Origin of the sequence: Sodalinema sp. (assembly GCF_046483825.1) — a bacterium.
In the GTDB taxonomy this organism is placed as follows: Bacteria; Cyanobacteriota; Cyanobacteriia; order Cyanobacteriales; family Geitlerinemataceae; genus Sodalinema.
The window spans coordinates 1-8871 of the sequence record NZ_JAWOCL010000027.1 but is presented as its reverse complement, the minus strand read 5'-3'; the positions used below and the strand labels follow the sequence as shown (position 1 = coordinate 8871).

The window sequence follows — 8871 nt, the reverse complement described above, 5'->3', positions numbered from 1 at the left end:
TCGAACCGAATCATCTAGCTCAATCAAAACATACTCAATCAAAACATAGGTTAGTCAAGCCTTTGATTTTATCATGCAAACTTGCCCATCCGAGGAACTGATCATGCCAACTCAAAGCCAAACCCTACAATTCGAGACGACCTCCTTGAACGTCTCCGAGAACGTCTCCCAAGCTACTGTAAACCCTTCCTATGAACGGGCGGTTCAAGTCCCAGAAACAGCGCCCTCCAGCACAATTTTACTGGTCTTAACCTTCGGTGTCTGGTTACTCCGACAACGCATAGCCTGATGACCGCGTCGTGGCCGCGTTGTTCAACTCGATGGAATCATTGACCGGGAATCAGCAACGATGAGCGGGCGATCGCCCCTAGTCGGGGGTATCATTCAGGTTATCCGTCTCATCGAGATCTAACTCATTGAGATCTAACTCATCGAGATCTAACTCATCGAGATCTAACTCATCGAGATCAACGCGATCGCGACCTTGGCGCGTCCGTCGTTGCATCGGAGTGCGCCAAAAGCGATGAAACTGCCACAGGGTCTGAGTCATACTCTCCAAGGTTTCGGGACTTAATGGCTCACGACTCTGTTCCGTTTCCACCTCCGTCTGGCGGTAGGGAATCCGGTAGCCAAATAGGTCAGCCGAGCGGATTTCCCTAAAACTCTCGACTTGAAACACCAACAAAAAATCTTGCTGCATTTCTCGGGTAACGAGACGTTCGACTTCAAACACCTGTTTAGGGGTCAGCGGTGCATCCGGACGAGCGCGAACCCGGAGACGAACCTGGGGAGGGGTCGTATTCCAGTTGATCTTCGTGTCGATCAATTCCACCTGTTGACCGACGGTAATGGTCCGGGTCAGGAGAATCGATCGCAACGTAGACTGAAGACGAGTTTGGCGTAAGAGTTGTCCGAGACTAATCGATAACGGAATCACAATCGGCAGCGTTAGGAAGACCGTATAAGTCAGAGCGCGAGCCATCCGGATTTTCTCAACATAGTAGCCTTCCCAGATAAAGACGAGGATACAGGCCAAGGTGATGCCGAGCAGATTAGTAGCATAGAGAAGGAAAGCCCCGCGAGCCGAGAAGACCGCTCCCTGAGACAGGGATAGGCCCACTACACATAATGGCGGCATCAGCGCCACAGAAATGGCGGTTCCGGCGATCGCATCACTAATTTTAGGTCGGACCTTAGCAAAGCCTCCCACCGCCCCCGCAGCCAGCGCAATCACTAAATCCAAGAGGTTCGGTTGTGTACGGGCGAGGATTTCCGGGCTAAACTCCGTGAAGGGGATACTGGCGATCGCCCCAATCACGGCCGACAGCGCCACCGAAATCAACGTTCCCATCAGCAGAGTCGTCGCGCCGCGACGGAATAAAAACAGATCTCCCTTCATTGCGCCCAAAGCTAAGCCTCGTAGGGGTAACATCAAGGGGGCAACAATCATCGCGCCAATAATTACGGCGGGACTGTTGAGTAATAGCCCGCAGGTGGCAATAATACAAGAAGCGACCGAAAGGAAGATAAAGTTAAGATTGAGTTTGGAATCCCCAGAAATCTCTTGAGACAGAACCGCTAGCGTCTGTTGGTCAACTTTTGGCATCTTGGACTTGCCCGGACGGCAGATTGAGCAGTGTGATAGGTCTTATTTTAGAGAGAAACAGCCCACACAGAAACAGCCCACATAGAGACATCAAACACAGAGACCTCAAACACAGAGACATCAAACACAGAGACATCAAACACAGAGACATCAAACAATGCCGTTATCAGTGGGGGGTAGGCCGGGAACGCTGTCACGTGATCTAACAGTGCTGCCTCAAGGTTTATGGTAGAGAAGGAACGCTTGAACCGAGCGATCGCACAATTGGCGGGGGACTCGGATACAAATCGCCTGAAAAAACTGCTGCTGTGCGTCTGTCAGCAACGCTGGGAGAATGACTCACGACGGTTAGAATCGTTGGATTGGCGGCTACTGCTCAACGAGTTACGAACCACCTTCGTCACACGGGAGCAACTCGAAGAAGCCCTAGTGCGAGTTGTGGCTCGGATTAACAAGAAATCCCTATATTTCAACCTTTCCCTGCGGGCGATCGCCATTCTCGATCCCCTCTACCCGGAATTAGACCCTCCCATGGCCTTCGACGAGGCCTTTCTCCCCTTCACCCAGGGGAATCCCAGTGATCCCTCCCTCGATCGCTGGTTTGACTTACGACTACAACTGTCCCAATCGGGCAATCTCAGCCAAGCCAAGACCCTTCTCTACTCCGCCATCAACGGTAAATTCGCGTATACCCTCCCCGACTGGAATCACCTCAACCACGAAGAGTTTGACCATCTGGCCCAATCGTTACTAGATCTTTGCAAAACCGCCAGTGAACTGCGTTTGCGCCTCTATGGCTCCGCCCATTGTCTCAATCCGGTGGAGGTCTACCAGAACATTGCCCAGCGGCTGTGTCACACCATGGAACAGGCCTATTATGCCAGTGTCATCCAACCCTTTGAACCCGAAGAATTGGGAGACGAGAATCTCGATGACATGACCATGGATGGGTCTATGCTTCCGAGAAACACCATGCTCAATCCCACCGAAGCTGAGACCACCGATCCCCCTCAACTCGCTCCAGCTGCGCTGCGTTCCGATACCAAAGAGCATCAGACCCTCGTTGGCTTAGATCAAGATGTCGAAGCCGCCGTCTGTGAAGCGGCCAACCAACATTTGCAAGCCGCCATCGCCGCCGTCGATCAGCAAACCGAAGCCCTCATCAGCAAAGTACGCGCTCTTCTGGCTCACACCGATCCCGACACCGCCAACGCGATCGAAGCCCGCATTTTAGACCAGTTCACCGACGCTCTAGGCCAGTTATATCATCAGGAGGATTCCGGCTGAGCGCGCCGGGGGCGAGTTGGCTCCGTCGCCTCTACAATCCTAGATGTTCTAGGGCTTGGCGGGGGTTCTCCTGGCGACAGTCTCGCAGTTTCTGATACAGTTGTCGTTCTTCGTCGCTGAGCCGTGTTGGTGGGGTAATTTCGACTTTCACTAATTGATCCGTGCGAGCGCTACTTTTCGGTCGCCGCCAGCCTTTTCCGCGCAGGCGTAACATCTGGCCTGAGCGAATCCCAGCGGGGATACTGACCGTGACCGTTCCATCGGGGGTGGGAACTTCAATTTTGGCCCCTAAGACCGCTTCATCGGGGGAAATGGGGACTTTACAGACGAGATTGTCGCCGTCAAACTCAAAAAACTGATGGGGTTTGAGGTCGATATTGAGGTAGAGATCTCCTTGGCGGCCATAGCCATCTTTTTTCCCTTTTCCTTTGACGCGCACTCGGCTTCCTTTTTTGGCGCCAGGGGGAATCCGCACCGAGACTTTTTGGCCACTGACACTGAGGCGTTTTTCGACGCCGTGGAAGGCTTCAGCCAGGGAGAGGCTGAGGGTGGCTTCTTGATCGAGGGAGACTCCAGTACTGCGGCGATTGTAGCCCGCGAAGTCTTCAAAACCACCGCTGAAGCCGGTGCTGCGGCTAGCACTTCTCGGGGAAGCACCACCATAGGAGGACCATTGCGATCGCGTCCGTCCCCCCATTCCTCCAAGGAGAGATTCGATAAATTCATCAAAATCGGCGTATTGACTGAAATCAAAGTCAAACCCGCCTGGGGTGGCTCCCCCTTGAGGCGCCGCGCCGCCATTCCAGCCTCCGGGACTGTTTCCGGCCTGTTTCCAATATTGTCCGAAGCGATCGTATTGTTTGCGCTTGTCGGGATCTGAGAGAATCTCGTAGGCTTCGCTAACTTCCTTGAACCGGGCCTCCGCGTTGCGATCGCCCGGATTCATGTCTGGGTGATATTGACGAGCTAGACGGCGAAACGCTTTCTTGATCTCGTCCGCGCTGGCCGTTTTGCTCACGCCCAAGATGGAATAGTAGTCTTTGAAGTCCGTTGCAGCCATGAGAATTGTCAAAAAATCAGTGGATCACAGGGTGGAGTCTGCCTTTGATCATCAAGTTTAATGTATTTTCCTCGACCGTCGAGTTCGGTTTCTTTGACAGTTGCCGAATTTTGCTCAGAAATCGACCCCTGACGTCCAGATGATCACGCGATCGCCCCGGCGGGCGATCGCGCGATATCCCCGACCGCACTGGCGGCGATCGGGGTCAACGGTTAGACTGAGCCACTAAATCACAAAGTTATCGGGAATGGTTGCGTTTTTCAGCACCACCACGATTCCACTGCGGATATAGAACCCTAAATCCTCGCGATCGGCTTCCTCAATATTTTCTTTATTGAGAATCTTGACATTTTTGCCAATTCGTGCATTCTTGTCCACGATCGCCCGTCGAACGGTACTATTTTCACCAATTCCCAGAGCCATCGAGGGCGCTGACGCTTCCCCGAGGCGTTCACTAAAGGACTGATAGAAGTCAGACCCCATCAACAGGGAATCTTCCACCACTGCGCCGGCGCTAATGCGGCTGCGAACGCCCAAAACCGAGCGATCGACGCGACATTCCTTGAGAATGCAGCCATCACCCACCAGGGACTCCGTAACCTGACAATCGAGGAGCTTACTCGGCGGGAGATAGCGAGGACGAGTATAAATCGGCGCTTCCTCGTTATAGAAACTAAAAGGCGGCGTCGGCTGTTGCGTCAGCGCCAAATTCGCTTCATAGAAGGCCTGAATCGTTCCGATATCTTCCCAATAGCCATCAAACAGATAGGCCTGGATGTTATAGTCCATGGCCGCGCCGGGAATAACCTCCTTACCAAAATCCGTTTGGTCCGGAGCTTCCGTCAGGAGCTTCTTGAGAACCTCCCGTTTGAAGACATAAATCCCCATCGAGGCGATATACGGCTTCTGCTTCGCCTGAGCCGGATCGAGGCCCAGAGTACTCGTATCGACCTGCATCGCCTTGAGCGCATCGCCTTTAGGTTTCTCCGAGAAATCAATCACTCGTCCCGAGTCATCAATTTTCATCAAACCAAAATCCGAGGCCCGCTGCTCATCAATGGGAACCACCGAGAGGGTAATATCTGCATTCGTTTCCCGGTGACGCTCCACGAACTGGCTGTAATCCATCCGATAGAGATGGTCACCTGACAGAATCAGATACTCATCCACATCCAACTCATTCATGAGCCAGATATATTGACGCACCGCATCCGCCGTTCCTTGGAACCATCCCGGACTGTCGGACGTTTGTTGAGCGGCGAGGATTTCAACGAATCCATCCGTAAAGCTCGAAAAATTATACGTCCGCCCGATATGGCGGTTCAGGGATGCAGAATTGTACTGGGTGAGGATATAGATTTGCTCAATCCCAGAATTAATGCAGTTGCTGACCGGAATGTCAATCAACCGATATTTACCCGCCAACGGAACGGCGGGTTTTGCTCTGAGTTTGGTTAGGGGGTAGAGGCGCGTTCCTGCGCCGCCACCTAGAATAATGCCTAAAACTCGTTTCACCGAAAGACCTCCAGGGCTGCCGAACTCTCAGCTTTAAGTTTGCGATTGTCTGGGTTTCTTGGCAAGGGCCAGTTTTTTTCCCGAACCCTAACGTTCCCATAATCTTGGCTCATTACCCGATTCTAGCTTAGAGATCGGTTTCGTCAGTATTGCAGCCCTCTATTCTAAGCACCATCAGCCTTTGAGGGGTTATCCTCCCGGACGCAGCACAGCCAATAGAAGGCCACAGGAGGCGTCACCAGACCCGGAAATAACTCTTCTCCCGTGGCCCAGGCCAGAAAGCTGTCTGAGGGCGGCCAAGCCGCTGCGGGGAGATGACAAGACTCATAGGCCACCACCAATTCCTGAGACTGCAAACGCCAGCCAACCCGTTCTAGGATCTCTTGGAGTTCTGACGGGGTGAGGAAGCTACAGCCACAGGCTTGAGCGAGTTCTCGAACCGCTGTTTTGGGGGAATATCCCGGCTGAGCCAGAAAGGCTCCCACCAGGAGGCGGCCAGCGGGGTGGAGGACTCGTCGGCTTTGGCGGAAAAACTCGGTCATGGCTTGGGGCGATCGCAGATGGGGGAGGACTTCCGGGGCGATCGCCAAGCGATAATCTCCCGTCACTTCAGGATGATCCAGGAAATCCCCCCCGAACAACGTCACCGACAGGTGACGGGAGTCGGCCATCTCTTGCAACTGTCGCCCAGCCTCAGGATTCGTCACCACCGCCGCCACCGGATGGCCCCGTTTAGCCAGCGGTAAACTGTTGCGGCCAATTCCGGCCCCAATATCCAATACCGACACCTCAGCCGCCTCTCCCAAGCCAGCGGCCAGAGTCATGGCTTTGGCATCAGGGTAACAGCCAAAGCGGGATTGGTTCGCCAACGCAAAGGACCGTTGCGCCTCTGGGGGAGAGGTGAGGCTCATTTTGAGTCCGATTCCCCCGGCAATTCCCTGATCAGGATTGACCAATTGATACGAGAGGTTAAGATAGCGTCGAGGAGACGGCTCAAATCCCTGGGTTAAGGTTTCCGTTAACTGCTGTCGCAGTTGGCTGCGTTCCTCGGGACTGGGGGCCTGTCCGAGGAGCGTGAGGAACTCGACAATCAGAGCCTCATAGCGGGTTGCTAGAGCCGGAAAACAGGGGAGTTGTAGCGTTCCCGCCAGGGCGATCGCAGCCTGCAATTTTGCCTCAACCGCTTGCTCAAGTAGGAAGTCTGGCGGATTAAGGGTTTTCGTGTCCTCCTCCGAGGAGGATGAACCTAGAAACAAGGGACGGGCCGGGGGGTGAGGATGGGAAAGCATCACAGACATTCACCTAGACTGATCGTCTCACCCTACGCCCGATAATCCTAGAGAACCGGAGGCTTCACTGGGAACGCAGATAGGCCTCAACCGTGTTCTTGAGCAGCATCGCCACCGTCATCGGACCAATTCCGCCGGGAACCGGAGTAATCCAAGCCGCTTTCTCGGCCACCGCCTCAAACGCCACATCTCCCGCCAGCTTATAGCCACCATCGCCATCACTGACCCGGTTAATCCCCACATCAATCACCACCGCTCCCGGTTTCACCATCTCAGCGGTAATCATCTCGGGACGGCCCACCGCCGCCACCACGATATCTGCGGCGGCGACCACCTCCGCCAAGTTTTGGGTACGCGAGTGAGCCACCGTCACCGTAGCGTTGGCTTCGAGGAGCATCATCGCCATGGGTTTTCCCACTAAAATACTACGACCCACCACCACGGCATTTTTACCACTAGGGTCGATGGCGTATTCCTTGAGGACTTCCATCACGCCAGCGGGGGTGCAACTTCTCAACCCCGGCTCACCCCGCATCAGACGACCGAGATTGATAGGATGAAGTCCGTCCGCGTCTTTGTCCGGGTCCAGTTGTAGCAGTAAGGCCACCGCATCGAGATGAGCCGGGAGGGGAAGTTGTAGCAGAATCCCATCAACCCGCTCATCCTGGTTCAGTTCCGCGATTTTGGCTGAAATTTCCTCAGCCGTCGCGGTAGCCGGGAAATGTTGGCCAAACGAGGCGATTCCCACTCGTTGACAAGCTCGTTCCTTGTTGCGGACATAGACGGCACTGGCGGGGTCATCTCCGACGCGGATGACGGCCAGTCCAGGGGGACGGCTGCGTTGGGGGAGAACCGCCTCGATTTGCGATCGCAGTCGAGATTGTACCGTCTTTGCGAGAGCTTTACCGTCTAAAATACGAGTCGTATCCATTGAACCAGGGAGTATTGTGCGATTGACCGTCACTACCGTATCATTTCTGCCTCGTTTTAATCGCCCTCTGAGTCCCCTGCTTTCGGGGTTACTCCTCCTCAGCGGCTGTGGAACCCCGTTAGACGTAGGCGTGAGTGTCACTCCCATCGAGAGGCTATCAGAGGAGGCTTTGGGAAGTGAGGTGACGGTGGAGGGGGTTGTCGGCGATCGCGCTCCCTTATTAGACGCAGGGGCCTATCAATTGCAAGATGAAACTGGGGAAATCTGGGTCATTTCCGACGATGGCGTTCCTGAAGCGGGGGAGTCTTTGCGAGTACAAGGAACCCTAGAACAGCGAGAAATTCTGATTAACCAACAAGATTACGGAGAACGCTATCTACAAGAACAGCAACGAACCCCCCAATAACCCCCCTCATTCTCGTCCTATCTCCCCCCCCCTCCCTCCTCCCCTCCCTCGTGACAGGGTTCTACCCTGTCACGACTCCCCAGCGGCTCTGCCGCCTAACCGGGAGGCAGAGCCTCCCCCAGAGCATTCCTTGGCAGAGCCAAGGAACGAGGGAATGAGGGAGAGGGAGACGAGGGAAATGAGGGAATCTTCTCACATTCGTCCTATCTGACTCATGGTTAAAGAAGTTGCGATCGCCATTCTCCATCAAAACGGTCGCTATCTCATGCAACTACGAGATGACATCCCCACCATCGTCTATCCCGGACAATGGACCTTCTTCGGCGGAACCGTCGAACCCGGCGAAGCCGCCGAAGTTGCCGTGATGCGAGAACTCCAAGAAGAAATCCGCTATCAACCCCCCTACGTCGAGTTATTCCGACGGGAACAGTATCGCGACTTCATCCGCAACGTCTTCCACGCACCCCTAACGGTGGATATCCAAGACTTAGAACTCTGCGAAGGATTAGACTTAGACCTCTGGACCGCCGAACAAGTCCGCCAGGGAGAAAAATTTTCCCCCAAAGCCGGAGAAATTCGTAAAATTGGGAAACCCCATAAACGAGTCTTGATTCTATACATCAACTCGCTTGATTTGTCAAGTTAAAAATAAATTTCTTAATAATGAATCCCCAACTCTCGACCATCGGCCAACAAATGTCCCACCTAACTGGGGTGCGGGCCATTATGAAAGATATTATCGAAACCCTCCAGTCTGGCGATGGACGGGAGTTTATC

9 protein-coding genes are annotated in these 8871 nt (G+C 54.1%); 4 read left to right on the top strand and 5 right to left on the bottom strand.

The features are described 5' to 3' along the window. Positions 1-103 precede the first annotated feature (103 nt). Complete coding sequence (locus R6U67_RS01885; RefSeq protein WP_410250970.1) at positions 104-289, top strand: hypothetical protein; 186 nt, start codon at positions 104-106, stop codon at positions 287-289. Positions 290-367: 78 nt separating this feature from the next. Here the strand turns inward: R6U67_RS01885 and R6U67_RS01880 are convergent, their stop codons facing one another. After that, a complete protein-coding gene (locus tag R6U67_RS01880) occupies positions 368-1606 on the bottom strand; it encodes a TIGR00341 family protein (RefSeq protein ID WP_410250969.1) in 1239 nt (412 codons plus the stop codon). Between the two features lie 225 nt (positions 1607-1831). Between R6U67_RS01880 and R6U67_RS01875 the strand changes: the two genes are divergently transcribed. Further along, complete coding sequence (locus tag R6U67_RS01875) at positions 1832-2893, top strand: hypothetical protein (RefSeq protein ID WP_410250968.1); 1062 nt, start codon at positions 1832-1834, stop codon at positions 2891-2893. Positions 2894-2924: 31 nt separating this feature from the next. Here the strand turns inward: R6U67_RS01875 and R6U67_RS01870 are convergent, their stop codons facing one another. The 4 genes from R6U67_RS01870 to folD form a co-directional block, all read right to left on the bottom strand. After that, positions 2925-3953, bottom strand: a complete 1029-nt coding sequence (locus R6U67_RS01870) for a DnaJ C-terminal domain-containing protein (protein WP_410250967.1) — start codon at positions 3951-3953, stop codon at positions 2925-2927. 225 nt (positions 3954-4178) lie between these two features. Further along, a complete protein-coding gene (locus R6U67_RS01865; RefSeq protein ID WP_410250966.1) occupies positions 4179-5468 on the bottom strand; it encodes a glucose-1-phosphate adenylyltransferase in 1290 nt (429 codons plus the stop codon). A gap of 164 nt (positions 5469-5632) precedes the next feature. Next, positions 5633-6766 carry a class I SAM-dependent methyltransferase gene (locus R6U67_RS01860; protein ID WP_410250965.1) on the bottom strand — a complete coding sequence of 378 codons (1134 nt, stop codon included), beginning with the start codon at positions 6764-6766 and terminating at the stop codon, positions 5633-5635. A gap of 55 nt (positions 6767-6821) precedes the next feature. Continuing rightward, the gene (folD, locus tag R6U67_RS01855; protein ID WP_410250964.1) at positions 6822-7688 is read right to left on the bottom strand and encodes a bifunctional methylenetetrahydrofolate dehydrogenase/methenyltetrahydrofolate cyclohydrolase FolD; all 867 of its coding nucleotides are present in this window, start codon (positions 7686-7688) and stop codon (positions 6822-6824) included. A 22-nt stretch (positions 7689-7710) separates the two neighbouring features. Between folD and R6U67_RS01850 the strand changes: the two genes are divergently transcribed. Together R6U67_RS01850 and R6U67_RS01845 are read left to right on the top strand one after the other, a co-directional pair. Beyond that, positions 7711-8094 (top strand): hypothetical protein, encoded by a 384-nt coding sequence (locus tag R6U67_RS01850; protein ID WP_410250963.1) that lies wholly within the window; start codon positions 7711-7713, stop codon positions 8092-8094. Positions 8095-8308: 214 nt separating this feature from the next. Further along, positions 8309-8740 (top strand): NUDIX hydrolase, encoded by a 432-nt coding sequence (locus R6U67_RS01845; RefSeq protein WP_410250962.1) that lies wholly within the window; start codon positions 8309-8311, stop codon positions 8738-8740. Positions 8741-8871 lie beyond the last annotated feature (131 nt).